The sequence below is a fragment of the Candidatus Terasakiella magnetica genome (assembly GCF_900093605.1).
GTDB classification, from domain to species: domain Bacteria; phylum Pseudomonadota; class Alphaproteobacteria; order Rhodospirillales; family Terasakiellaceae; genus Terasakiella; species Terasakiella magnetica.
The window spans coordinates 1-24,413 of sequence record NZ_FLYE01000047.1 but is presented as its reverse complement, the minus strand read 5'-3'; the positions used below and the strand labels follow the sequence as shown (position 1 = coordinate 24,413).

Below are 24,413 nucleotides of genomic sequence, written 5' to 3'. Positions count from 1 at the left end.
TCAACCCAATTCAGACAGTTTCGTGCTTAAGGCACCTTTTGCCCGCATAACGATGGGATTACGATAACCAGATGTGATTTTGGCATTTTCAATGGCAGACTGAATCACATCAAAATGTTCTGATTTAGAACAAGCCGGGTCCGCATTGCGTGCATCCCCACTAAGCAAATAGGCCTGACAGCGACACCCGCCAAAGTCTTTTTTCTTATCTTCACAAGACCCGCAAGGTTCTTTCATCCACTCATCACCACGAAACTCGTTAAAAGCAGGTGATTCATTCCAAATCCAATCAAGATCGTGATCTTTAACAGATGGATATTCAATCCCCGGAATGACCTTGGCCTCATGGCACGGCAGCGCCGCCCCATCCGGTGCGATGGAAAGGTGAATAGAGCCCCATCCGTTCATACAAGGCTTAGGTCGCCCATCATAATAATCTGGGATGACAAAGAAAATCTGCACCTTATTGCCCAAACGCTCGCGCGCACGTTCAACCTTTTCTTCAGCAATTTCAAGCTGCTGCTTGGTCGGTAACAGCCCATCACGGTTCAGCAAAGCCCAAGCATAATATTGGATATTGGCAAGCTCTAGAAATTCAATTCCATGTTCTTCACACAGATCAATTAAATCTTCCACCGCATCAATATTTAAGCGCGAGATCGGCACATTTAAAACCATAGGGAAATTATGGCGCTTGATCATTTTGAGAACTTCGATCTTCTTTTCATAAGAGACCGCACCAACCATCAGGTCGTTCTTGTCTTTATCAGAATGCTGAAAGCTCAGCTGGATTTGTTTTAGGCCTGCTTCTTTAAGCTTAATCAGGCGCTCTTCAGTCACCCCCATGCCAGAGGTAATCAAATTGGTGTAGAAACCCATTTTATCGGCCTCTTCCACAAGGATTTCCAAATCCTTGCGCACCATGGGCTCCCCACCGGAAAAGCCAAGCTGCATGGCGCCTAAATCACGTGCTTGACGAAAGGCGCGCAGCCAGTCATCTGTGCTGAGCTCATTATCATAGTCGTCAAAATCAAGGGGATTGGTGCACCATGGACATTTAAGCGGGCACTTGTACGTTAATTCAGCAACAACCCAAAGCGGCTTTCCGCAATCAGATAGTTGTTCAAACTTTGATCCATCCTTTGTCAAGTGCAGTCTCCATGAAGGCATAGACATCATCGCCGAGCTCGTCACCGGCATCAAACTGATCTTTCAGCGCCTGCACAATATCTTCCACTGTGCGTTTACCATCGATCAAATTCATAATATGGCCTGCGGGTCCGTTGAGCTTGATCAGACCTTCAGGGTATAACAGCATATGCGCTTGTTGAGATTCTTCCCAACGAAAAACATAAACAGGATTAATTGCAGGGCTGTCATTTAACCGGATTGGGCTATTTTCCAACGTCTTTCTCCAGACCATTTTTTCTTATTTTTTTGCATAAAAAAAGGGAAGGAGACCCCTCTCCTCCCCTCTTTTAGGAACCTTAAATAAGGTCTTAGCGTACGTTGATGTATGCAGTAACTTCAAAGCCAAGACGCAAATCGCAATAAGCCGGTATTTCCCACTTCATGTCAGTCTCCATGATATCTGTTCTAATTTATGTAAGCAGTGTGCCTGTTACCAAATTAATCTTCAATTCGCCATTAGTCGTATTATTGAGCCGCAGCTGCTTGATGGTCTTCTGGCACAAAACATCCCGGTGGGATCATACCCGGTGAGACATAGGCCAGATAAAGCGCATCCAACTGTGCCCAGAGCACACCTGTTTTCATGTAAAGGGCATCAATCACTTCTTGTTGCTGCGGGATCGTCACCGCATGTTCCTTCACATACTTCAAAGCAAAATCCACATCGCGTGGTGCTTGTGTTAGGCGTTCGCGAAAATAGCCGACCATGGAATCATCCACGAAATCATAATTTTCCAACATACCTGCAATTCGTTCTTTATGAATTTTTGGTGCAAACAATTCTGTTAGGCATGATGCAAACCCAATGAGCAAGGGCGCACGGCGACAGAAGTTGATATAGGTTTCCAGCGCATGTTTACTTGCCGGATGAACCCCTTCCATGGATTTCACATAGTCACGATCCAGCCCTAAGGACTCACATAAGCGCAACCAACGTTCAATCCCGCCGATATCATCACCCAAACCATCATGATCAAAGATACGCTGGCGCCAAATATTGCGCAGCTCTTTATCTTCACAATTAGACAGGATGGCATAATCTTTTATGGGAATACCTTGTTGGTAGACATAGCGGTTTAACGCCCATGCCTGTACCTGCCCCAAATTCATTTCACCACCATGCAACATCTTATGGAAAGGATGTAGATTGTGATAACGTTCCGCCCCAATTGAGCGTAATGCTGCCTCCAGTTCATCTGGTGACAAAACAGTTGTGACTTTAATCATAAGAGTACCTCCATACCGTCAAAGCCTATTTCCCAGCCTGCCTCTATTGTTGTTTTGCGTTCTTGTGAACTGTTTAGAAGTACAGGGTTCGTATTGTTAATATGAATAAAAACTTTCCGCTTCACATCCAGGTCTTTAAAGGCCTCAATGCTGCCTTCGGGGCCATCCATACACATATGGCCCATGCGCTGTCCGGTCTTCACCCCACAGCCCGTTTTGATCATTTCTTCATCAATCCATGTGGTGCCGTCAAAAAACACAACTTCAGCACCGCGCACACGGTCTTTCAACTCATCAGGCATGGCTGAGCAGCCTGGCAGGTAATAAAAATGCTTACCGCTTTTCTTGGATGAGATTTTAATGCCCACCGTATCTTCCGGCACAGAACCAAAATTATCGCCCTTGCTTTCATCTTCAAGATAAAGCGCGATTTTGCCGGGCACGGGGAAAAGCTCAACCTCAATACCACTTGGTGTGCCGTCTTTATATTGCAACTCGGTTGTTTCAAAAACCGGCAGGTCACGGCGATCCACATATTCAGGATTAAGAATGTTAAATAGGCTATTGCCGCCTAAAACCCCCATCACCCTTTTTGTGGCATAAATCGCCAGTGGATGGCTTTCACGCGTGGTCAGCAACCCGCCGATATGATCCACATCCGCATTGGTCAAAATCGCGCCAACGATAGGGCTATGGCGTTTACCAAATTTAGGATGGAGTTCTTTATTCATCTGAATTTGTTGGCGCAGATCAGGCGATGCGTTCAGCAAAAACCAGTTTTCATCATCCACTGTTACCGCCAAAGAGGACTGCGTGCGCGCAACCGCATCCGGGTCTTCTGCCCAGATTTTGGAACAGTTATCACAGTTACAGTTCCACTGGGGAAAACCACCACCTGCGGCAGAACCGAGTATCAAAACTTTAAGCATCACATCATCCTTTAATCTTTATCTAAGGCTAGCGTAAATCCCACCCCTTACAATTAGACTTAGGGCTTAAACAGGTATAACGGTTCTAAGAAAGAACCCTCCATTAGACTAATGTCGTAAATTTTGTTTCTTGTAAAAAAGAGAGATCAATGCCATCTTCCAAGCGCTATGTCACTGGCGACATAACGAAGCAAATTTTAAATTTTGAGGTCCCGTTCCTATGAAACGTCTTAACAGACTACTTGCTGCCACACTGGCACTCGCCTTTACGTCCCTGACAGCACATGCTGACAAGCCTTTCATTTCTGTAGCCTCAACAACTTCAACAGCAAACTCTGGCCTGTTTGACTATCTGTTGAAAAAATTCACCGATGAAAAGGGTATTGATGTACGCGTCATTGCAGTTGGCACAGGACAAGCTGTTCGCTTGGCCCGCAAAGGCGATGCAGACGTTTTGTTTGTGCATCACCGCCCTTCAGAGGAAAAATTTGTTGCCGATGGTTTTGGCAAAAAACGCTTTGACGTGATGTATAATGACTTTGTCCTTGTTGGTCCGAAATCTGATCCGGCACACATCAAAGGCTGTAGCTCCCCTGCTGAAGCGCTTAGTAAAATCAAAGCGTCGGGTGCTTCTTTTGCATCGCGCGGCGATGATAGCGGCACGCACAAACGTGAAGTTTCTTTATGGAAAGCAGCAAATATTACGCCTGATGGCTATTGGTATCGCGCCACGGGTTCTGGCATGGGGGCCACCTTAAATGTGGCCTCTGGCATTAATGCCTATGCGATTTCTGATCGTGGTACTTGGATCAGTTTCAAAAACAAAAAAGACCTCACCATCCTGTGTGAAGGTGACAAATCTCTCTTTAACCCTTATGGCGTCATTGCGGTGAACAAAGACAAGTTTGCCCATATTAAAGAAAAAGAGGCTAACACTTTTGTAAACTGGCTGGTTTCTGCCAAAGGGCAAAAGCTGATTTCAGATTTTCGTGTAAACGGCCAACAGCTTTTTAAACCTAACGCGCAGTAATTAAAGCAATTACCTAATGAAAAAGCTCCCAATAATCGGGAGCTTTTTCATATTAATATCCGCATCTTTGTAAGTGGGTCAGACTTTCAGCCAAGCTTTTCCCGTATCAATCATGCGGTTGCAAAAACCCCATTCATTATCAAACCAGCAAAAGAGCTTAAGCGTGCGGCCTGAATTCACCTTGGTTTGTGTCGCATCAAAAATGCAGGAATGGGTATCATGGTTAAAATCAATGGACGCATGAGGCTCTTCCGTATAGCCAAGAATCCCCTTAAAGCCAGATTGACTGGCCTGTTTGATGGTGGCGTTGATTTCTTCAACACTCACTGTTTGTTTCAAGTTCAGCGATAAATCAAGGGCTGAGACATTCATGGTCGGCACACGCACATGCAGGCAATCAAACTTGCCCTTCATATGGGGCATGATCCGCTCGATACCTTGCGCCAGTGAGGTTTCAACGGGGATGATGGATTGTAGACCACTTCGGCTTAAGCGCAGGTTCTGGTTATTAGAACTATCCACCATGGGCTGGTCATTCATGGAGGAATGAATGGTGGTCATCACACCATTTTCAATGCCCCAAGCCTCCTCTAAAATATGCAAGATTGGGGTTACACAGTTTGTTGTACAAGATGCGGCTGAGGCAATGGTCATCTCAGCTTTTAAATCTTGTTGATTAATCCCATAAACAACCGTTGCATCCATTTCTCTAGAAGCGGGTTGAGAAAACAACAATTTCTTTGGGCCTGCACTTAGATATTGAGTCGCGCTCTCGCGGGATTTAAAGCTGCCACTACATTCAAATAGTAAATCAATATCCAAGGCTTGCCAGTTGAGCTCTTGTGGGGTTGGCGCAGCAGAAATACGGATTTTATCCCCATCGACAATCAAGTCTTCGCCATCGACTTCCACAGAAACAGGAAAGCGCCCATGGGTAGTGTCATAGCGTGTCATATAGGCCAATGTATCAATATCGGTCAGGCTGTTGATCGCTACAACCTGCAAGCCATGTCGATTTTTATCTTCATAAAGGGCACGTAAAATGGATTGGCCTATTCGACCATAGCCATTAATTGCGACTTTTTTCACATAGGGTTTCAAATTAATACTCAGCAGACTCTTAACCCGAAGAACGGGCTGAAAACGATGGTGGGCGCGTTATGGCATTCTGTTATGAGTGTATCTGACAACAGCTCCATGAAGTCAAGCCAAGCGACACTCTTTTATAAGCTTGCGTCTTATATGACGTATGAAAAAGAAAGCTTACCCATATAAAAAGCAGGCTGTTTAGATATCAGCCTGCTTTTCAACACTCTCTCACATTTTGTTACTCAGCCGCATCTTCGTAATCCTCTAAAGGCGGGCAAGAACAGACAAGATTTCTGTCACCATAGGAGTTATCCACACGGTTTACAGGCGACCAGTATTTATCCACACGAAATGCCCCCGGTGGGTAACAGGCCTGCTCACGGCTATAGGGGCGTTCCCATTCACCAACAAGGTCTTCCACTGTATGAGGGGCGTTTTTAAGCGGGTTATTCTCCGCATCAATGCGCCCTTCTTCAATGTCTTTAGCCTCACTATGAATAGCCAGCATGGCATCACAGAAACGATCAAGTTCAAACTTGGTTTCACTTTCTGTGGGCTCAATCATCAAGGTGCCAGCCACAGGCCAGCTCATGGTTGGCGCATGAAAGCCACAATCGATCAAACGTTTGGCAACATCTTCTACCGTCACATTTGCTCTATCTTTAAGCGGGCGTGTATCAATAATACATTCATGAGCCACACGGCCATTAGAGGTGTAAAGAACCTCATAAGCCCCTTCTAGGCGCTTGGCGATATAGTTTGCATTCAAGATGGCAACTTTGGTTGCTTGTGTCAGACCCTCACCGCCCATGGCCAGACAATAAGCCCATGAAATCGGCAAGATGGAAGGTGAGCCAAATGGTGCGGCTGAAACCGGACCAACAGCGGCATCCAATTCAGGGTGACCCGGCAAATAGGGCTCAAGGTGTGATAACACACCAATTGGTCCCATGCCCGGTCCGCCCCCACCATGTGGAATGCAGAATGTTTTATGCAGGTTCAAGTGAGATACATCCCCACCAATCTTGCCCGGCTGAGCCAGACCGACCATAGCGTTCATATTCGCCCCATCGATATAGACCTGAGCCCCATGATCATGTGTAATCTCACAGACTTCACGCACGGTTTCTTCAAACACACCATGGGTGGAGGGATATGTGATCATACAAGCAGCTAGATTTTCTGAATGTTTTTCAGCCTTTTCACGGAAATCAGCCACATCAATGTCACCATTTTCAGCAGATTTCACCACAACAACCTTATAGCCCACCATCTGCGCCGTTGCCGGGTTGGTGCCATGTGCGGATGTGGGGATCAAACAAACATTACGATGCTCATCACCACGTGCATTATGATAATTACGGATCGTTGTCAGGCCCGCATATTCCCCTTGCGCACCAGAGTTTGGCTGCATGGAGATCGCATCATAGCCTGTGATCTGACAGAGCTTATCAGACAGATCGTCAATCATCTCGTAATAGCCATCCACCTGATTGCGCGGTGCAAACGGGTGAATATCACCAAATTGCGGCCATGTAATCGGGATCATTTCCACGGTGGCATTAAGCTTCATAGTACAAGAGCCAAGCGGGATCATCGCACGATCAAGCGCTAAATCACGATCAGCTAGTTTACGGATGTAGCGGGTGATCTCTTGTTCTGCACGGTTTTTATGGAAAATCGGATGCGTTAGATATTCAGATGTACGCGCCACGTCTTCTGGCAGGCGATAATCCATCTCCTGATGCTCATCATCCACCATGTTATTACCACCAAAAGCAGACCAAACGGCCTCAATCACTTCTGGTCGGGTTTGCTCATCTAGTGAAATACCGATGCGGTCTTCGCCAATTTTGCGCAAGTTAATGCCATTTGCCACAGCCGCATTTAAGATAACGCCCTGCATGGCACCCACTTCAACCGTGATGGTGTCAAAGAACACAGATGGCTCAACCTTAAAGCCGAGCTTTTCAAGACCCGCTGATAGACGCACCGTATGTTGGTGAATGATCTGCGCAATCGCCTTGATCCCGTCAGGACCATGGAAAACCGCATACATAGACGCCATGACAGCCAACAACGCTTGGGCTGTACACACGTTAGAAGTGGCTTTTTCACGCCGGATATGCTGCTCGCGTGTTTGTAAAGACAAACGATAGGCTTTATTACCACGGCTATCAATTGACACACCGATGATGCGCCCCGGCATAGAGCGTTTATAGGCATCACGTGTTGCCATGTAAGCTGCGTGTGGACCACCAAAACCCATAGGCACGCCAAAGCGTTGGGTTGAACCTACTGTAATATCAGCCCCCATTTCACCCGGTGCTTTTAACAGCGCCAGCGCCATTGGGTCTGCGATCATCACAGCCAGTGCTTTGTTTTCATGCAAAGCCTCAATAATGGCGGTAAAGTCACGCACATGACCGTATGTACCGGGATATTGAAAGACCGCCCCAAAGACCTCTTCTGCATTCAGGTCCGTATCAGGGTTACCGACAATCACTTCAATCCCAATCGGCTCAGCACGCGTTTTCATCACTTCGATATTCTGAGCATGACAATTTTCGTCAATAAAGAATGTCTTGGATTTTGATTTTGAAGAACGCTGCGCCATAGTCATGGCTTCTGCCGCAGCCGTTGCTTCATCAAGCAAGGATGCATTGGCAATATCAAGGGCGGTTAAATCACAAACCATGGTTTGGAAGTTCAACAATGCCTCTAAGCGACCTTGGCTGATTTCTGGCTGATACGGTGTATAAGCCGTATACCAAGCCGGGTTTTCAAGGATATTTCGCAAGATCACAGGCGGTGTCATGGTGCCGTAATAACCCTGACCAATCAATGAGGTCAGCACTTGGTTTTTATCAGCAACCTGGCGCAAGTGATAAAGCGTATCGCGCTCAGAAAGGGCCTCACCCCATTCAAGAGGTTCAGACTGACGAATATCAACCGGAACGGTCTCATCAATCAGACTTTCAAGGCTATCAGCACCAACCACTTTAAGCATATCGTTCATTTCAGCCGGAGACGGGCCGATATGGCGGCGGTTTGCAAAGTCATAGGGTTGGTAAGATGTCGGTTTAAAGGTCATCTATAGATCCTTTCTATTAAGCTATCAGAGCTTGATAAGCATCTGCGTCCATCAAGTCATCGAGTTGTGAGGCATCGAAAAATTTAATCCTGCATAGCCATGCATCGCCTTTAGGGCTTTGATTGACCAATGGGGGATTATCTTCGAGTTCTGCGTTCGCGGCAACAATTTCACCACATGCGAGGGGATAAATTTTACTTAGAGCTTTCGCGCTTTTAATTGCGCCAATATCTTCAACACGAGCAATAGAGAAAAGCCCCATTGAGCTCAAATGTGCATAATCGGCTTCAATCAATAGATTGCTATGATCAGAATATTTTTGACGTTGGTGTAAATAATCCAACAAAAGGCACCTTCCTAATCAAACCATACTGGCTTGGTTAAATGATGCCCCCTCTGTCCTGCTTACCTGAGATAGTGCCCGATTTAACAGTGCCAATTTGACACTACAATTTTCAGACTTAACCTTCGGCGGATCAGGTCTTTGCCTGATCTCTCTCCAGAGTCTCATCTTCCTGTAGTACATGTGCCTGAGAGTTTCCGGGGCGGTTGCTCCTTCGGCGACAACTTGTAACGTTGTCTCTCCCACAGGAATTTCATGAGAAATTGATATATAAGGTGAACAAAAGGCCAAAACCCTGCTCACCGTCTCTACGGTAAGTGAAACGTGACAAGAATGTCAAAAACTTTTTCAAGCCATATGAAAATATTGCAACGAGACCACCCACATTATTTCGCAATACATACATCCCTTTTTTCTTCAAGAAGGGCCGTGAAAAACAGACCTGACTTGAGTTGCCTCATGGCTTGTTACATCCAGCACTTCAAAGATTAAAGGCTGGGAATCCTCCGTCACAGAGTTTGCTTTAACATAGACCCTAAAGGTCACAACGCTTGCTGCTTCAATGTTAAAATCAGTTCCCTCTTGCCCAACCAGCTTTAATTCTGGCTGGAAGTCACCTTGAACATTAAGGCGCAAAGTGCGTTTTTGATCTTCTTTATTGAGAATACGCACCGTATAAGCGTTTTGAATGTCACCGGAACTGAGCCTTACGTAAAACGGTGCACGGTCTTTAAGCACGGTTAGTTTCGTCATCTCACGCGCAGAAAAGCCCCAGAGCGTTAACACGGCTGTAACAAGCAGAATACTAAGATAAACAGAGCTTCGCGCCCTTAATAAAGCTGGCTTGCTCAGCTCCACGGGCTTTTGGCCCGCGCGCTGTGCAATATGATGCTGAGAATCGTAAGAAATCAGCTTTTTAGGCAGTTCAAACTTTTCCATCATGCTATCACAGGCATCAATACAGAGCCCACAACCGATGCAGCCCATCTGGTTACCTTCGCGAATATCCACCCCCGTTGGGCAGACCTGAACACACAAAGTACAATCCACACAATGACCACGATTGGTAAAGTCCCGCTCTTTACCCGGCTTTTGACGTGCTTCACCGCGCCAATCTTCATAGGTGACGAGCTTGCTATGTTCATCAACCATCACACCTTGAAAACGACCATAAGGACACATGTATAAACACACCTGTTCACGCGCCAGCCCCGCCATCAAATAGGTCATGCCAAGTAGGGTGAGAAAAGTCACCAGAATCCAGCCTGAAATATCGCCATCTATGATATTTTGCGTCACCACAAAGGCATCATCAAAATACCACAGAAACGATAGTGCAAAGAAAGTGGAGATCAATAGCCACACGCCATGTTTAAGCACTCTTTTCGCCATTTTTCCTGCACTTAAAGGGGCTTTATCCATGCGAAGACGCGCGTTTCTATCCCCTTCAATCAAGGCTTCAACCTTCATGAACAGGTCTGTCCACAGGGTCTGAAAACAGGCAAAGCCACACCATGCCCGCCCCCATAAAGCGGCTGAAAAGAAAAGCCCGACAGCCGCCAAAATCATCACGCCTGTCAGGATGTAAATATCCTGCGGCCAGACCTCCAGCCCGAACAGGTAAATACGTTGCCCAGAAATATCAAAAAGGATGGCTTGATTGGTTTTCCCCTCCCCTCGCTCCCAGCGCAACAAAGGCGTGAGGTGATAAAGCACCAAACCAACCCAAAGGAAATAATCCTTTAACCTGCGATAGGCCCCTTTAACGGCCTTGGGATGAATTTTTGTACGATTGGCATAAAGCGGGCCCTTTTTATCTTGGACAGCCATATCCATTTGATGTGCATCTAACATGAGGTTTCTCCAACTCTGTCAATCCTGCTCACAGCAATTTGTATGGGGCTTCAATACATACAAAAGAACATCACACCAAATATTGTTGGCATGAAACCCACATTGTATGTATTTTTAGCCATACAATCAGATTTCAAAGAAAGATGCTGCAATGAGTACAGACTGGCTGCCAACAAGCTTAAACCCAACCAAACCAGTCTATAGGGCCATTGCCGATGCGATTGAGGCTGATATTGCCAGTAGCCGTTTGCAAAATGGGGACAAGCTGCCCACCCAGCGCCATTTAGCCAAAGAACTGAATGTTGATTTCACCACCATCACGCGGGCCTATGGGGAAGCGCGCAAAAGGGGCTTAATTGTTGCGCGTGTCGGGCAAGGTACCTTCATTCAAGGGAGCAAAGCGGCCCCTTCCCCAACCACACGACAAAGCACAAATGCGGAAATTGATATGGGGATGAACATGCCGCCTGTGCCCACAGACCCTGATGTGATAACGCGCATGCATCACGAAATGAACGAGGTCACCCATCGTTTAAGCACGCGCTCCCTGTTTGGCTATCAGGATTTTATCGGCTCCCCCATGGAGCGTGAACAAGCCGCCCATTGGGTGAGCCGTTTTTTACCCAAAGCTTGTGCAGAGCGTCTTTTGATCTGTTCAGGCACACAAAGTGCATTGTTATCGCTTGTTTTATTTTTGCTGAAACCCGGTGATACGGCGGCATCTGAAAATGTTACCTACCCCGGTTTTAGCATTTTATTGCGCCAACTCGGCATTCACCATGTGGGATTAGAGATGGATGACGAAGGCATCATTCCGGCAGTTTTTCGAAAAGCCTGCCAAGAAAAAAACATATCGGTGCTTTATTGCAACCCGACCCTACATAACCCGACCACAACAACATGGTCCCAACCGCGCCGGGTCGCCATTGCCCAAATCGCGCGCGAATATGATGTGAAAATCATTGAAGATGATGCCTATGGCGGCTTGGCCCTCTCTGCACCTGCGCCCTTATCCACATTTGCACCTGAGCGATCTTATTATATCATCGGTCTGGCAAAATGCCTTTCAAGTGCCTTGCGTATCTCTTTTCTCTGCGTGCCAGATCATCAAAACTTTCAGGCCTTGGCCTTATCAAACCGTGCAACGTCCATGATGGCGTCTCCCATCACCAAAGCCATGGCGTTGCAGCTTTTATCCAGTGGATGTGCTGATCTTGTGGTGAAAGACATTTTAAAAGAAGTCACAATCCGCCAAAAAATTGCCAAAGACATTCTGCCTAAAGGCAGTTTTAAGGCTGATCCCAACGGCTTTCAGGTTTGGCTTGAACTTGGTGAGCACTGGACAACACATGAATTTATGGGCAACTTGCGCCGCCAAGGTATCCGCCTTATTGGCGGGGATGCTTTTGCTGTCAGCTCAAATCCCCCCAATGCTGTGCGCATCTGCCTTGGCGTACCTGAAACCAGCCAAAAAACCAATGAGGTACTAAGCACCATCACAAACACCCTGCGTTATTCAACAAATGAGCTCAATGCCATTGTCTAAGCGCCTGACAGACAGCCTTATGTATGTTAGAAAAGAGGCATGAAATATTTCTTTGAGAAAATATTCGCCCTTATATTAGGTATACTCATCCTGAGTATCATCCTCCTGATCATGAGCCTCCTTTTTGGCGGCTCAGCCATTGGCATCCTCAGTCTCATCTTCGGTTTCCCCGCAGCCTTCCCTTTAACAACACTGTTTCTGATTGTTGTCTTCGTGATTGTAGTCTGGCTGAAAAGAAAATAATCCCCTACCCTCTTTTTTAATCAATCTTTCTTAGGTTTTTTGTTTTTTAGGCGGGGTAAGGTTTCGGCAAAACTAATTAGAATTTTTTTCAGTTTCTTTTCTTTCACGCTTTTAATGGCTTTGGCTGGCGACACCCACATTTTTGTACGTTTATGCATTTCGGGCCACTCATCTAGTTCTTTGCGAACCTCAAGGGCAAATACTTTTACCCGACAATGGTAACCGCCTTTTTGAGGTGTTTTTTTATACTTATATTCACCAATAATGGGCTTGAGAAGAATGCCTTTGACCCCCGCCTCTTCATAGGCTTCTTTCTCAGCAGAATGGCGCGCTTTCATATTTGGTTCTATCGTTCCCTTGGGGAGAACAAAACGTCCAGTTGATAGAGATGTTAGGAGTAAGATTTCAAATTTTCCCTTATGTCGGCGATAGGGGATCACAGAAGATTGTTTACGATATTCCATAGGGCCTTCTTTCTTGTTTTGAGCCTGCCTCATAAGTATTTGTTATATTTCATAGTGTTACATTCGTTTGTCAGCAGGAAGGGATTGTGCGGTGATGCTGGAGGCATCATAAACAACCCCTGACGCCCTGACGGACGAATGTAACACTACCCTTCGGGTCAAGTGAGAAAGGGCAACTATCGCGTTAACTCATTTAACCGATGCGCCGCATCGCTTTGCATGAGTTTCCTAATTCTTGCCCTTTCTCACTTGATGAAAAACAACAAATACTTATGAGTCAGGCTCTTAGTCCGTAACTGTACGACAAGGGCCTTTATAAAAAAGTGAACATAATATTACGTATTTTCTTCAGATTATCAAAGTATTCTCACATCTTTTTTGGCCCAAATTAATTGCAATTGCACTAAAATAAATCATTGACCTGATCTTTATTTCTATCGGTGGGTATATCTTGAATACTAAAGAATGAACTTTTTAGCCCTAAAGGATTAGCTGGAACTTGGCATGATTGATGCGTTTATTTAATGCAGAAACAAAATGATGAGAGCCAATATGGATAAATCCTTTTTTGATGAGATGCACAGTGGCAGTGGCCCTGGAAATGTTCGAGCGCCATATGAAAACTATTCAGCTTGGCTTCATTCAACACAAGTTGAAGAACTGGAAAAGCGTCATCATCAAGCAGATGTTCTCTTTAGGCAAATTGGAATTACGTTTAACGTTTATGGTGCTGATGGTGGTGTTGAAAGGCTCATTCCTTTCGATGTGGTTCCTCGCATCATATCTGCCAATGAATGGAATTTAATTGAACGTGGTGTTATCCAGCGCGTGAAAGCGCTGAACGCATTTTTACATGATACTTATAATGAACAGGCTTTCTTAAGATCCGGGCTTATCCCGCCAGACTTGGTGCTCAATAATGAAGCGTTTCGTCCAGAAATGCTCGGCTTAAACCTCCCTCATAATGTTTATTCTCACATCAGCGGCGTTGATATTGTGCGCATTGATGAAGAAACATTCTATGTCTTGGAAGATAATGCCCGCACGCCAAGCGGTGTGTCTTATATGCTTGAAAACCGTCAAGCGATGATGCGCCTTTTTCCTGACCTCTTTCATTCAAATAATATTGCACCGGTTAGTCACTATCCGGAGTTATTGCTTGAAACACTTCGCTCTGTCTCGCCTCGTGGCATTGAAAACCCAAATGTGGTGCTTATGACACCGGGCCAATTTAACAGTGCTTATTTTGAGCATGCTTTTTTAGCTCAAGAAATGGGGATAGGCCTTGTCGAAGGACAGGATATGTTCGTTGATGAAGGTATTGTTTATATGCGCACAACGCGTGGTCCAAAACGTGTTGATGTAATTTATCGACGTATTGATGATGAATTCTTAGACCCCTTGGCATTTCGTGCGGACTCAGCCCTTGGTGTCCCTGGTTTATTATCCGCTTATCGCCTAGGTAACGTGTCAATTTGTAATGCGATTGGTGGCGGAATTGCTGACGACAAAGCGGTCTATACATATATGCCGGAGATCATCCGTTTCTATTTAGGCGAAGAACCAATTTTAAAAAATGTTCCAACCTATAACCTTCGCCTTAAGGATGATCTTGCTTATGTCTTAGAACATTTGGAAGAATTGGTTGTCAAAGAGGTTCATGGATCAGGTGGGTACGGTATGTTGGTCGGTCCGGCTGCCACAAAGGCAGAAGTTGAAGAATTCCGCCTAAAAATTCAAGATGATCCGGAAAACTTTATAGCCCAGCCCACCTTATCTTTGTCGACTTGCCCAACATTTGTCGATCAAGGGATTGCACCACGCCATGTTGATTTACGACCCTTTGTTCTTTCAGGGCAAACAACACAAGTGGTGCCGGGGGGGTTAACACGCGTTGCGATGAAAGAAGGCTCTCTTGTGGTGAATTCATCTCAAGGAGGTGGCACAAAAGACACTTGGATACTGGAGGGCGGACATGCTCGGACGCGCAGCTGATAATTTATTTTGGATGGCCCGCCATATGGAACGTGCAGAAAATATAGTACGTTTATTACAGACCACCCGACATTCAAATATGATCAAAAATAATGATGACGGAGAAGTCTGTAGATTGTCTTTAGCTTCATTGCAGGTTTCTGGACAAGAAGAACTGTTTTCAAAAGAATATGGCGCTGCGACCAAGGGGCGCGTAACAGCCTTTATGTTGTGTGACCTTAACAATCCCTCGAGTGTTAAATCATCTTTGCGCTTTGCACGAGAAAATGCCCGTGCGACACGGCATTTATTGACATCCGATGTTTGGAGTTGCATGAACAGAACATGGCTTGCCGTACGTGATCTTGGCTATTCTGAAATCAGCAAAGCCTCAATTGATGATCATCTGGATTGGATGATTGATCGCTCCTATATGTTTCGGGGGACCATGGAAGGCTCCATGAGAAGAGGCGAAGGGCTTAAATTTGCAAATCTCGGTTTCTGCCTTGAAAGAGCTGATTACACCGCGCGTTTTTTAGGGGCGCATCTTGGCCAGAACAATAATTTTGCGACAACAACACGCAATTTACAAGTATCTGATTATTATCAGGCGACAGTCCTGCTACATGCGCTCAATGCATATAAAGCCTATAGGGAAACATTCTCAAGCAGTATAGAAGTGGACCGAATTGCTGAACTCCTCATCTTACATGAGGAAGTGCCGAGGTCTTTGCTTGCCTGTGTGAATGACGTGGTTGATATTTTAAAGGAGCTCAATCCTTCATCTGTTGTGCTCAAAGATGTTTATGAGCTGCAATATCGTTTACAGTCTGTGCAAATATCTCAATTGCAAAGGGTCGGTATAGATCATTTCTTGCGTGATTTCTCCAAACAGATTGATGAAATTAGTCTCGCAATTCAAAATGAATTTATGATGGTCCAATGATAATTAAAATTAAACATGAAAGCCATTATGCGCTTGAAGTCGCAGCACGAAGAGCTGTTCAGTATTTACGTTTAACCCCTCGAAATGATCGCAACCAACGTGTTCTTCATTGGTCCGTTACGGGGCCTGAAAGCCTAAAGCAATGGACGGATGGGTTTGGTAATATTGTTCATATCGCCACAGAAAATGCAGAGCATCACGATCTGAAAATTATAGTTGAAGGCGAAATTGAAACAAAAGATACCGCAGGCGTCTTAAAGCTGGATGACGGGCTGCCCCCCATTATGTTTCTACGTGAAACCCCATTGACAGAAGTAAGCCCCGAGCTTGAAGCCTTTTCACAAAATTATACGAATATACGTGAGGAACAGGGCGATATCTCTTTCTTGCATGAGCTTATGAATGGTCTTGCTAATGAAATCACTTATGTCAGTGGTGTGTCAGATGTTACGAGCAATGCAGCAGATGTTTTTGAGAGTAAAAAAGGTGTGTGCCAGGATTTTGCCCATCTTTATATCGCAGCATGCCGTGTTCATAATGTGCCTTGTCGATATATTTCTGGATATATAACCAACGGTATTGGTGAGCCCGCCTCACACGCATGGGCGGAAGCTTATATTCATAATTTTGGTTGGATCAGTATGGACCCTTCAAATCGACAAAGTGCGACAGAAAGTTATGTTCGCCTTGCAATTGGATATGACTATTCTTGTGCAGCCCCTATAATAGGTGTACGTACCGGCGGGTATGGTGAGAAGTTGAACATTGATGTTCAAGTCAGTCAAAAACAAGAGTAATCAAGGAATATAGATTGTTATGAGTTACTGCCTAGGCATGCTTTTGGATGTAGGATTGGTTTTCATGTCTGATACTCGGACCAATGCGGGTATTGATAATATCTCAACCTTTCGCAAAACATTTATATTTGATGCAAAAGAAGATCGCCGTATCGTTATCTTAGTGGCAGGCAATCTCGCAATCACACAAAATGTGTTGAGCCGTCTGGAAGAGCGTCTTGAAGATGATGATGTAAAAACCAACATCTATTCACAAGTAAGTATGTTTGATGTTGCAAGACTTGTCGGCGCCACGTTGCGTGAGGTGCATGGGGAAGAAGCTGATGCCCTTAAAAATCATGATGTTGATTTTTCTGCATCGCTGATTGTTGGTGGTCAAATCAAAGGGCGCCGCATGCGATTGTTTAATATTTATTCAGCCGGTAATTTTGTTGAGGCTACTGCTGAAACACCCTATTTCCAAATTGGCGAAGCCAAGTACGGCAAACCCATTATTGAGCGTGTCATCACACCACAGTTATCCATTGCTGAAGCTGTAAAATGCGGCTTGGTTTCTTTTAATTCAACGATCAGGTCGAACTTATCCGTTGGATTACCTATCGACCTAACGTTCATTCCAAGGGATAATTTTGAGGGGATGTATCATCATCTTATTTTAGAAGATGATCCTTATTTTAATAGTTTAGGCGATATATGGGGGCAAGGTTTGCGTGATTTGTTCTCCACGCTGCCTGATCCTGAGTGGATACGTTAAGCGGTGAGCTGGTTCACGAACGATCAACTAGATCATGTCAGCCATCATCTTGAACTGATCTATCCAAACGCAAACCATAAAGACCTTGCAGGTGATGTTCTTGCTGCATTTGGGGTAGCTGCGACAAGCAACCAACAAGAAACTACGCATTTGTGGGATCAAAATGATGTGGTCATGATCACCTATGGTGATAGCCTCTGTGAAGAAGGTGAGAAACCTCTTCATAGCTTAAAGCACTTCTTAAATGAGTATCTAAGCGGGATCATTAATGGCGTACATATATTGCCGTTTTTCCCCTATACCTCTGATGATGGTTTTGCTGTTCAAGATTATGATCAGGTTCGATCCGACCTTGGGGAATGGTCAGATATAACGGATATTGCACAGAAGTTTAGACTCATGGCTGATGTGGTCATTAATCATGCCTCAAGCAAACATGAATGGTTTCGACAGTTTGAAGAGGGAAAAGCCCCTGGGTGCGATTATATTAAAACGGCTTTCCCTGAAGATAATCTAAGCGACGTTGTTCGCCCTCGCCCGTTTGAATTGTTACGGCCTACGCAAACTAAAAACGGCCTAAAACATGTATGGTGTACCTTTAGCCATGATCAAGTTGATTTAGATTTTGGCAACCCGGCTTTATTGATTGAATTTATTAAAATTATGAGACGCTATATTGATCATGGCGTTCGCATTTTTCGACTGGATGCAGTCGCATTTTTATGGAAAGAGGTAAACAGCACAAGCCTGCATTTGCCGCAAACCCATGAAATCATAAAACTAATACGTACACTTGTAGATATGCGTGATGAAACAGTCATTATCATAACGGAAACCAATGTCCCTAATCACGAGAACCTGCAATATTTTGGCAATGCCAATGAAGCGCATGTTGTCTATAACTTTAGCCTCCCTCCTCTACTTCTACATGCCCTGTTAACCGGGCGCTCTGAGTTTTTGCGCCATTGGGCGGCGAGTACACCGCCTTTGCAAAATGGGTGTAGCTATTTAAATTTCACCGCCTCACACGATGGAATTGGATTGCGCCCTGTTGAAGGGCTGCTTTCCAAGAATGATATTGATATTTTGCTCAATACCATCGAATTATTTGGGGGAACTGTGACCACACGTTCCATTGGAGAGGGCGTTGAAAAACCATATGAAATGAACATCACTTATTTTGATGCGCTTAAGGGAACGATCAAAGGGCCAGATCACCTTCAAAAAGAGCGTTTCCTTGCATCACAAACAATAATGATGAGCTTGCAAGGCATTCCCGCATTTTATATTTTAAGCCTGCTGGCAACGCCTAATGATTATGTAAAGATGGAAGAAACCCAACATAATCGTTCCATCAATCGTCATCAGTGGGATTATCAAAAATTAATCCAATTACTCGATGGTGCGACAAGTATTCAAGCTCAGATATTCAATGAAATTCGCAGGCTTCTTGCAATTCGTATTGAACAACCAGCCTTCCACCCTGATGCAACACAATATATGATCCAGCCCAGTTCAGGTTTCTTCGGCTTCCTTAGAGAGCATAAGGGAGAGAAGCAATTGATCTATGTGGTAACGAACTTACAAGCTGAAGAAAGTTGCTTATCCCTATTAGACCTTAATCTTTCCACTTCACAAAAGTGGATTGATTTGATCAGCGGGGCTGTAATCAATTTATCTGAGGGCACACTGAATTTCGCACCCTACCAAACAGTGTGGATAACCCAACAAACTGATTAAGCGTTATCTTCCTCAACGGCTTTGTTAAGCCGAGACAAGAAGCCCGGCATCGCTGAATTAACACGGCTCCAACTGGGGATAAAGGGGACTTCCTGAGGGTATTCAAGAAAGACCTGACCCGCTTCCATAATATTTTGGGCAAAAAGTTCAACAGCCTGTTCTTCTTCGTGGCGATCAACAACAAGACCATTCATCATGGCGTCATTATGATAATTCTCAATAAGGTCTAGGGCCGTTCGATAATATGTCGCTTTCACGGTACGGAATTTTTCTAATGAGAAAATCTCACCATCGGTCGCGAGCTTTCTGAAAATGGCTTTAGAGATATCAATACTCATGCGTGAAAGGCCTTTGGTTGCGTCTTCTTCAGACATAATCTGATGCTTGTGATCATATTGATCAGCAATATCAACCTGGGCTATGACCTTGGTTGAATAGTTCCGTCTGACTTCAGAAAGAACACCAATTTCCAAGCCCCAATCAGAAGGGATGCGAATATCAGACACCACGCTTGCACGCATGGCAAATTCACCAGCTAGGGGATATCTAAAACTATCTAAATAGGTAATATAATCATTATCACCACAGACTTTTTTCAAGGCATGTAATAAAGGGGTCACCAATAAACGGGTGACACGACCACTCAGCTTTCCTTGATTTATGCGGGGGTAGAACCCTTTTGCAAAGACATATGAAAAGTTTGGATTTGCAACAGGATACAGTAACCTCGCCAACATTTTACGGTCATAAGTCAGGATGTCACAATCATGTAAGCCAACGACTTCAGCGCGTCTTGATGATAAGGTATAGCCAAAACAGAACCAGACATTTCGCCCTTTTCCCAGTTCACGTGGAGAGATGTTTTTATCTTTGAGCTCTTGATCAAGGGCTTGCATACGCGGCCCTTCATTCCATAAAATTCTGTGACGTTGGGGGAGTTTGGAGAAATAGTTCTTTGCATATTCGAATTGTTCTTTATTGGCTTGGTCTAAGCCAATAGTAATTTCAGCTAAATAGGGAACTTGAGAAAGCTCATCGACAATATGTTGAAGAGCTGGGCCTTCTAGCTCTGAAAATAAAGAAGGCAGAACCAAAGATATGGGACGTGTCTGTGAAAAAGTTATTAAATCTTGTTCCAAGTCCTCAACAGAACGGTCTGTTAGGTTATGGAGTGTTGAAATCACCCCTTTTTGGTAAAAGTCAGACATTTGGTGAAATCCCCTGCTTTATTATTTTGGACCCAGTTCGTACAAAAGCTTATTCAATTCATCAGACCAACCTTGTGGTCCTATTCGTTTTGAATAAACTATTTGCCCCGTCGCTCCCGTGATGTTTGGGCGCGTAACATTTGGGTTTGCAATTACTATGCCTGTATCGACAGTCTTCAACATATCTTCATCATTAGGGCCATCGCCAAGGGCGCACGTATGAAAGTCTATGGCTGGGTATTTTGCTTCTATTTTTTCTAAAAGCCATTTAATGGCACTACTTTTATCCACATTTGATAACAGATGATAGAAGCGCCCCCCTTGAAGCACCTTTAAGCCCGCTTCCTTGGCTTTTATTTTTAATATTTTAAGTTCAGCATCATTTCCTGACCATAAAAATGGTTCACTCGCTTTTCTGTCTTTGGCTTTTATTGCCTTTTGCTTAGGCAATCCTGTGTGTTCTATAATCTGAGAAACAGACATTTGGCTGAAACCAAGGATATGACTGCTTAAATTTTGATCAATTTGATCAATAAATGTGCAGATGCCATTATAATCTTTCCCCAGTACCTTGTAAGGAGCAGAGTATAATGATTGTGAAAAGTCACTTTCACCTAAATAAATAGCGGCACCATTTTCAACGATGCAAGGCTCAGAAATTGAAACTTCATCTTGAAGGTCCCTCACCTCTGCCCATGTCTTGCTCGTTGTGAAAATAACAGGGACTTTAAGCTCTTTCAGCCTATTCAATGTTTCAAGCGATGCTTGATACGAATAAGTTTCATGATCAAGAAAAGTCCCATCAAGATCTGTAAAGACAATCAGTTTTTGTAAAACATTCGTCAAAACTCATTCCTTATTTAACTAAACATATACCCATCAATACATTTTATATGCCAAGTTCCTCTTCCATTTCATGTGGACATGCATAAAGACGGTCATTTAGGCCCGAGAAATCGCCCCCCATTGAGAAGCGTTAGGTGGACATTTTTGGATTTATGACCGCTGTAGAAGCGAAAGCAGACCTATTGCGGACAAGTGAAAATGCGTGCTGGTGAAACCTTATTTATGCCAGCCCCTTATATAATACCTTCAAAGGAAAAATTGATCAGGGAACCAAGCACAAACGAATTCGTCACCTGTACAATTTTTATCCTATATCTTTTTCTCATTACCCCTAAGAAAAACAAATAAAAGCACTTCTTCCTAATGTCATTGACATCACTCGGTTTCAGGAGCAGCATAAACTATTAATAACCTATAATGTATTGTTATGAATTCAGAAACTGAAACACTCATACACGAAAAACTATCGTATCTTGAAAGCGAAGTAACAACTTTGCGAGAGAGCTATTTGGTCGTCAATGAACGTTACAGCGGTATGCTGACGTCAATGAAAGATATGACATCGACAGCTCTTGAAGCAGCCTTAAGGTCAGCAACCGCTGCTGAGAGTTCTGCCTCAGCTTGCGAAAATGCCAAAATCGCAGCTCAGAAAGCTGCTAATCAGGAAGTTGTGTTTGCAGCTCAATCAGCGGCAACGGCTGCAAGTCTTTCCTCAATTGCAGCTTCAGAAGCAGCAGCGGCGGCAGCAGCAGCGGCAGCGGCAGCGGCAAACGCTGCGGCTCATCAAGCTGAAGAAACCGCACTACATGCTTCAACAGAAGCTGCTGCAGCGACCAAAAGAGCCGCGGTGGCCGCAGCGACGGCAGCCAAACTGGCAAATGAAACACAAAACATAGCAAAAGACTTAAAAGAATGAATGTTAAATTCTAATAACCTTCCACTCTTGGAGGTAAGATGACTGATAATTCTAACCCTACTCCACCTGCGAACATTGTATCTGCAATGAAGGGAAGAGGCTGTCCATCGGTTGGGGTTGATTTAAAGAATATTGTCTTAAAACTTTCAAGCCTTGAAAGTGAAATACAGACCATTCATGAACTCGCATCTTTTGGCAGTCATATTTCTGATTGCGATGATGTTATCTTGCAGATCAACTCTAAAGAACTTTCATGGTTAGGAGTGAGCCGTGAGGAAGTCATTGGTAAAAAAAGGCTGACTGATTTTTTAACACCTGAGAGCCAGTTAAAATATCAGAAGCATTTTCCTTCTTTCATTGAACATAGATATGTTGTTGACCTTGAATTAGATATTTTAAGCCGTGATGGGACAATCAAAACAGTTTCTATGAATATGACTGAAAATGTTGATTCAAATAGTACCCCTTACCAATACCGGGCGATACTTTTTGACATTTCAGACCAGAAATTATGGGCTGACAAACAAACTCTCCAGGCGATCTCTTTTGAATCTCTTTCAGGTACTGTGGTTACTAACTCTAAGGGCATTATCGAACAAATCAATAAAGCGTTTACAGATTTAACAGGATATGACGAAAAAGACGCAATTGGACAACCAATGAGTCTGCTAAGTTCTGGCAGGCACGATAAAGAATTTTACAAAAAACTGTGGTCATCCTTATTAACAAAAGGAAGGTGGCAAGGTGAGATTTGGAACCGCCGCAAGGATGGAAGAGTTTTCCCCGAACGATTGAGTATAGCTGCGGTCTATAATTCGGAAGGTGAGCCCCTTCATTATATTGGGACTTTCTTTGATTTAACCGCGAGCAAAAAAGTCCAGAATGAAGTTGCTCAAATGGTTTACGTAGACCAGCTTACCAAGCTTCCCAATCGACGGATGTTAGAGGAGAAAGTTGCGCATGCTTTAGCTTTAGCAAAGCGTGAAAAGCATTGCGGAGCAATCTTGTTTGTCGATCTGGATAATTTTAAAATTCATAACGATACACGTGGGCATGACTTTGGCGATTTACTTTTAATTGAAGCTTCCAAACGCTTAAAGGAAGGACTGCGCGAAAAAGATAGTGTCGCGCGTATTGGTGGCGATGAATTTGTCGTTCTTCTTGAAATGTTAGATAAAAACTCGGTAACGGCTGCAATCCAGGCAAAAAAAGTATCGGGTAAAATTTTAGAAAGCCTGGCCAGACCATACCAGTTAAAAGGCTTTAAAGTGCGGTGTACAGCGAGTATCGGCCTTTGCATGTATGAGGGAACTGAAACAACTGCTGAGTTACTTCAGCGCGCAGACATTGCAATGTATGAATCTAAAAATTCTGGACGCAATACATTCCACTTTTTCGATCCGGAAATGCAATTGGCAATTGCTAATCGGGCAGCCCTAGAAAGTGAATTACACAGAGCCATTAACAGAGAACAATTTGAACTATATTACCAAGCACAGGTGAATTCAAAAGGTCAAACTGTTGGTGCTGAGGCGTTAATTCGTTGGCATCATCCTGAGCGTGGTTTAACATCGCCATTAGAGTTTATTCCACTTGCTGAAGAGACAGGCTTGATTTTGCCCATTGGCAAATGGGTACTGGAAAAAGCCTGCGCACAAATCGAGTTGTGGCAGAAGAAAGCGTCTACAAAAGATTTAGTACTCTCAGTCAATGTCAGCGCACATCAATTTCATCAGGTCGAATTTCTTTCTCACCTAAAAATGTGCCTTCAAGAATACGACATAAATCCAAACCTACTCCAACTGGAACTTACAGAAAGCATCTCCTTAAATCATCTTGATGAGGTTATTTCAAAACTCAGCATCTTAAAGGAAATGGGTGTAGAGTGTTCCATTGATGACTTTGGCACAGGGTTCTCGTCACTTTCCTATCTTGCACAGTTACCTTTTACAAAGCTCAAAATTGACAAATCCTTTGTAGATAACATCGGGAACCGTTCTGCTGATAATAGCTTGGTTGAAGTGATTGTCGGAATTGCTTCTCATATGAGGATGGAAGTTATCGCAGAGGGTGTAGAGGAAGAGATTCAGGAAAGATTTCTTTTAGATCAAAATTGTCATATGCTTCAGGGATATCTATTTGGCCGTCCTGTTCCAATAAAGGAATTTGACGCAATGTTGGCTCCTAACAAATAAAAGATTTCAAAGTCTTCTCTTGGCTGA

General features: G+C 44.2%; 21 protein-coding genes and 1 riboswitch. Of the genes, 9 read left to right on the top strand and 12 right to left on the bottom strand.

What is annotated here, in order from left to right; genetic code table 11:
* The 5 genes from pqqE to pqqB all read right to left on the bottom strand — a co-directional run bounded on the left by pqqE (position 1) and on the right by pqqB (position 3,347).
* Positions 1-1,149, bottom strand: coding sequence for a pyrroloquinoline quinone biosynthesis protein PqqE (gene pqqE / locus MTBPR1_RS15665; RefSeq protein ID WP_069189980.1), 1,149 nt, complete (start codon positions 1,147-1,149; stop codon positions 1-3).
* Positions 1,124-1,405: a pyrroloquinoline quinone biosynthesis peptide chaperone PqqD gene (gene pqqD / locus MTBPR1_RS15660; RefSeq protein WP_205631260.1), complete on the bottom strand. Its 282-nt coding sequence runs from the start codon at positions 1,403-1,405 to the stop codon at positions 1,124-1,126. Before pqqD ends, pqqE begins: the two co-directional genes overlap by 26 nt.
* A 94-nt stretch (positions 1,406-1,499) precedes the next feature.
* Complete coding sequence (gene pqqA / locus MTBPR1_RS18485; RefSeq protein WP_126465325.1) at positions 1,500-1,574, bottom strand: pyrroloquinoline quinone precursor peptide PqqA; 75 nt, start codon at positions 1,572-1,574, stop codon at positions 1,500-1,502.
* Between the two features lie 82 nt (positions 1,575-1,656).
* Positions 1,657-2,418, bottom strand: a complete 762-nt coding sequence (gene pqqC, locus MTBPR1_RS15655; protein WP_069189978.1) for a pyrroloquinoline-quinone synthase PqqC — start codon at positions 2,416-2,418, stop codon at positions 1,657-1,659.
* Complete coding sequence (gene pqqB, locus MTBPR1_RS15650) at positions 2,415-3,347, bottom strand: pyrroloquinoline quinone biosynthesis protein PqqB (RefSeq protein WP_069189977.1); 933 nt, start codon at positions 3,345-3,347, stop codon at positions 2,415-2,417. The genes pqqC and pqqB overlap by 4 nt, the downstream gene beginning before the upstream one ends.
* A gap of 220 nt (positions 3,348-3,567) precedes the next feature.
* On the opposite strand from pqqB, the gene MTBPR1_RS15645 reads away from it, so the two are divergent.
* Positions 3,568-4,377 carry an ABC transporter substrate-binding protein gene (locus MTBPR1_RS15645; protein ID WP_069189976.1) on the top strand — a complete coding sequence of 270 codons (810 nt, stop codon included), beginning with the start codon at positions 3,568-3,570 and terminating at the stop codon, positions 4,375-4,377.
* 78 nt (positions 4,378-4,455) lie between these two features.
* Here the strand turns inward: MTBPR1_RS15645 and MTBPR1_RS15640 are convergent, their stop codons facing one another.
* From MTBPR1_RS15640 to ccoG, 4 genes are all read right to left on the bottom strand, one after another.
* Positions 4,456-5,466, bottom strand: coding sequence for a type I glyceraldehyde-3-phosphate dehydrogenase (locus MTBPR1_RS15640; RefSeq protein ID WP_069189975.1), 1,011 nt, complete (start codon positions 5,464-5,466; stop codon positions 4,456-4,458).
* Positions 5,467-5,704: 238 nt separating this feature from the next.
* Positions 5,705-8,560, bottom strand: coding sequence for an aminomethyl-transferring glycine dehydrogenase (gene gcvP, locus MTBPR1_RS15635; protein WP_069189974.1), 2,856 nt, complete (start codon positions 8,558-8,560; stop codon positions 5,705-5,707).
* Positions 8,561-8,576: 16 nt separating this feature from the next.
* The gene (locus tag MTBPR1_RS15630; RefSeq protein ID WP_205631259.1) at positions 8,577-8,903 is read right to left on the bottom strand and encodes a glycine cleavage system protein H; all 327 of its coding nucleotides are present in this window, start codon (positions 8,901-8,903) and stop codon (positions 8,577-8,579) included.
* 165 nt (positions 8,904-9,068) lie between these two features.
* Positions 9,069-9,158, bottom strand: a riboswitch (glycine riboswitch).
* A gap of 162 nt (positions 9,159-9,320) precedes the next feature.
* A complete protein-coding gene (gene ccoG, locus MTBPR1_RS15625) occupies positions 9,321-10,757 on the bottom strand; it encodes a cytochrome c oxidase accessory protein CcoG (RefSeq protein WP_069189972.1) in 1,437 nt (478 codons plus the stop codon).
* 151 nt (positions 10,758-10,908) lie between these two features.
* On the opposite strand from ccoG, the gene MTBPR1_RS15620 reads away from it, so the two are divergent.
* Complete coding sequence (locus MTBPR1_RS15620) at positions 10,909-12,303, top strand: aminotransferase-like domain-containing protein (RefSeq protein ID WP_069189971.1); 1,395 nt, start codon at positions 10,909-10,911, stop codon at positions 12,301-12,303.
* 263 nt (positions 12,304-12,566) lie between these two features.
* Here MTBPR1_RS15620 and MTBPR1_RS15610 read toward each other — a convergent pair whose 3' ends face one another.
* Entirely contained in the window at positions 12,567-13,010 is a 444-nt protein-coding gene (locus MTBPR1_RS15610; protein WP_069189969.1) for an NUDIX hydrolase, read from the bottom strand.
* A 552-nt stretch (positions 13,011-13,562) separates the two neighbouring features.
* On the opposite strand from MTBPR1_RS15610, the gene MTBPR1_RS15605 reads away from it, so the two are divergent.
* Genes MTBPR1_RS15605 through MTBPR1_RS15585 form a run of 5 tightly spaced genes read left to right on the top strand, consistent with a single transcriptional unit; the run spans position 13,563 to position 19,221 of the window.
* Positions 13,563-15,005 (top strand): circularly permuted type 2 ATP-grasp protein, encoded by a 1,443-nt coding sequence (locus MTBPR1_RS15605; RefSeq protein WP_069189968.1) that lies wholly within the window; start codon positions 13,563-13,565, stop codon positions 15,003-15,005.
* A complete protein-coding gene (locus tag MTBPR1_RS15600; protein WP_069189967.1) occupies positions 14,986-15,930 on the top strand; it encodes an alpha-E domain-containing protein in 945 nt (314 codons plus the stop codon). Before MTBPR1_RS15605 ends, MTBPR1_RS15600 begins: the two co-directional genes overlap by 20 nt.
* Positions 15,927-16,727, top strand: coding sequence for a transglutaminase family protein (locus MTBPR1_RS15595; RefSeq protein WP_069189966.1), 801 nt, complete (start codon positions 15,927-15,929; stop codon positions 16,725-16,727). Before MTBPR1_RS15600 ends, MTBPR1_RS15595 begins: the two co-directional genes overlap by 4 nt.
* A 19-nt stretch (positions 16,728-16,746) precedes the next feature.
* On the top strand, positions 16,747-17,481 hold the full coding sequence (locus MTBPR1_RS15590) for a proteasome-type protease (protein WP_069189965.1): 735 nt from the start codon (positions 16,747-16,749) through the stop codon (positions 17,479-17,481).
* A 3-nt stretch (positions 17,482-17,484) separates the two neighbouring features.
* Complete coding sequence (locus MTBPR1_RS15585) at positions 17,485-19,221, top strand: sugar phosphorylase (protein WP_069189964.1); 1,737 nt, start codon at positions 17,485-17,487, stop codon at positions 19,219-19,221.
* On the opposite strand, the gene MTBPR1_RS15580 is transcribed toward MTBPR1_RS15585, so the two are convergent.
* Both MTBPR1_RS15580 and MTBPR1_RS15575 read right to left on the bottom strand, forming a co-directional pair.
* Complete coding sequence (locus tag MTBPR1_RS15580; protein WP_069189963.1) at positions 19,218-20,429, bottom strand: glycosyltransferase family protein; 1,212 nt, start codon at positions 20,427-20,429, stop codon at positions 19,218-19,220. The genes MTBPR1_RS15585 and MTBPR1_RS15580 overlap by 4 nt on opposite strands.
* Positions 20,430-20,450: 21 nt before the next feature.
* A complete protein-coding gene (locus MTBPR1_RS15575) occupies positions 20,451-21,275 on the bottom strand; it encodes an HAD-IIB family hydrolase (protein WP_069189962.1) in 825 nt (274 codons plus the stop codon).
* A gap of 427 nt (positions 21,276-21,702) precedes the next feature.
* Between MTBPR1_RS15575 and MTBPR1_RS15570 the strand changes: the two genes are divergently transcribed.
* Together MTBPR1_RS15570 and MTBPR1_RS15565 are read left to right on the top strand one after the other, a co-directional pair.
* Positions 21,703-22,191, top strand: coding sequence for a hypothetical protein (locus MTBPR1_RS15570; RefSeq protein WP_126465299.1), 489 nt, complete (start codon positions 21,703-21,705; stop codon positions 22,189-22,191).
* A gap of 38 nt (positions 22,192-22,229) precedes the next feature.
* Positions 22,230-24,386 carry a sensor domain-containing protein gene (locus MTBPR1_RS15565; protein ID WP_069189960.1) on the top strand — a complete coding sequence of 719 codons (2,157 nt, stop codon included), beginning with the start codon at positions 22,230-22,232 and terminating at the stop codon, positions 24,384-24,386.
* Positions 24,387-24,413 lie beyond the last annotated feature (27 nt).

Coding starts and splice junctions, on each gene's coding strand:
- pqqC (WP_069189978.1), bottom strand. CDS start 2,418: ATGATTAAAGTCACAACTGTTTTGTCACCAGATGAACTGGAGGCAGCA.
- pqqB (WP_069189977.1), bottom strand. CDS start 3,347: ATGCTTAAAGTTTTGATACTCGGTTCTGCCGCAGGTGGTGGTTTTCCC.
- MTBPR1_RS15645 (WP_069189976.1), top strand. CDS start 3,568: ATGAAACGTCTTAACAGACTACTTGCTGCCACACTGGCACTCGCCTTT.
- gcvP (WP_069189974.1), bottom strand. CDS start 8,560: ATGACCTTTAAACCGACATCTTACCAACCCTATGACTTTGCAAACCGC.
- ccoG (WP_069189972.1), bottom strand. CDS start 10,757: ATGTTAGATGCACATCAAATGGATATGGCTGTCCAAGATAAAAAGGGC.
- MTBPR1_RS15620 (WP_069189971.1), top strand. CDS start 10,909: ATGAGTACAGACTGGCTGCCAACAAGCTTAAACCCAACCAAACCAGTC.
- MTBPR1_RS15610 (WP_069189969.1), bottom strand. CDS start 13,010: ATGGAATATCGTAAACAATCTTCTGTGATCCCCTATCGCCGACATAAG.
- MTBPR1_RS15605 (WP_069189968.1), top strand. CDS start 13,563: ATGGATAAATCCTTTTTTGATGAGATGCACAGTGGCAGTGGCCCTGGA.
- MTBPR1_RS15600 (WP_069189967.1), top strand. CDS start 14,986: ATGCTCGGACGCGCAGCTGATAATTTATTTTGGATGGCCCGCCATATG.
- MTBPR1_RS15595 (WP_069189966.1), top strand. CDS start 15,927: ATGATAATTAAAATTAAACATGAAAGCCATTATGCGCTTGAAGTCGCA.
- MTBPR1_RS15590 (WP_069189965.1), top strand. CDS start 16,747: ATGAGTTACTGCCTAGGCATGCTTTTGGATGTAGGATTGGTTTTCATG.
- MTBPR1_RS15580 (WP_069189963.1), bottom strand. CDS start 20,429: ATGTCTGACTTTTACCAAAAAGGGGTGATTTCAACACTCCATAACCTA.
- MTBPR1_RS15570 (WP_126465299.1), top strand. CDS start 21,703: ATGAATTCAGAAACTGAAACACTCATACACGAAAAACTATCGTATCTT.
- MTBPR1_RS15565 (WP_069189960.1), top strand. CDS start 22,230: ATGACTGATAATTCTAACCCTACTCCACCTGCGAACATTGTATCTGCA.